Source organism: Micromonospora sp. GCM10011542 (genome assembly GCF_042650685.1).
Lineage (GTDB): Bacteria > Actinomycetota > Actinomycetes > Mycobacteriales > Micromonosporaceae > Micromonospora.
In genome coordinates, this window is record NZ_JBHSBO010000069.1 from 1 (window position 1) to 1,125 (window position 1,125).

A 1,125-nucleotide genomic window follows, 5' to 3' on the forward strand; every position below is an offset into this window, starting at 1 on the left:
GCCCCATCGTCGTTGGCGTTCGCTGCGGATGCGGGCGCGTTCTCGGCGTTGGGCGGCCAGGACGTCGGGGTGGCGGGCGTTGGCGTTGCGCCAGCGTAGGTAGGCCTGCAGCCGACGGGCCAGGACGGTGTGGTTGGGGTGGTTCGAGCCGGCGATCACGAAGGTGCGTAGCGGCCCGAACTGGGCCTCGATCGGATTGGCCCAGGAGGCGTAGGTCGGAGTGAAGCAGAGTTCGACCTTGTTCCGGGCCGCCCACCTGCCAATCTTGAGGCCCTTGTGCGCGGACAGGTTGTCCAGGATGACGTAGATCGGCGCCCCGTCCGGACGCGCGGCGCGGATCGACTTGAGTGCGGCCAGGGTGTTCGCGGCACTCTTGCGGCGCCGCACGACGCCCCAGAGTTGGTCGTCGCCGACGCTGTAGCAGCCGTGGAACTGCCGGACCCCGTGCAGCTTGTGGTAGTTCGCGGGCAGCCGGTGCGGGTGCCCGGCCGGCGCCCACCCTGCGCCGGCCTGCGGACGGATCACCAGGGGACCGAACTCGTCGAACGCGAACAACCGCTGCGGGAAACAGGTGCTCACGTACTCGATCCGGGCGAGTTTGGCGTCCCGGTCAGGGTCGGTGGACTCCTTCCACGTCTTGGTCCGCTGGAAGGTGATCCGGTGCCGGTGCAGGATCTGACGCAGCCGTTCCCGCCCGATGCGGATCCGGCGGGTCGCATGCGAGCCCAGGTGGTCGGCGAGCTTGCGCACGCTCCAGCGGGTGAACGGCCGCCCGAGTTTCTCGGGGCGGGTGTTGGCCGTCTCGACGATGAACTGTTCCTCGTCAGGACTGATCTGGCGGGGACGGCCACCCGCCCACTGAGGGTCCAGGCTGGCCATCCCCATCTCGTTGAACCGGTGGATGACCTGCCGGATCGTGTCCTCGTCGGCCTGCACCAGGCGGGCGATCGCCGGCACCGTGTTCCCGCCGGCAGACGCGAGCACGACCATCGCCCGACGTAGTCGGATCGGGGAACCGGTTCCCCGGCGGGTGATTCTGAGCAGCTGCTGACCTTCCTGATCACTCAGCCGCCGCACACGTACAAGATCTGCCACCGCCACAGCCTGACCGCCGCAACGCCGCCA

General features: G+C 69.1%; 1 protein-coding gene. It reads right to left on the reverse strand.

From position 1 onward, the window contains the following. Positions 1-1,095, reverse strand: a 1,095-nt coding sequence (locus ACFOW4_RS30170; protein WP_377533707.1) for an IS630 family transposase, incomplete at its 3' end; no start/stop codon positions are given. Positions 1,096-1,125: the final 30 nt, after the last annotated feature.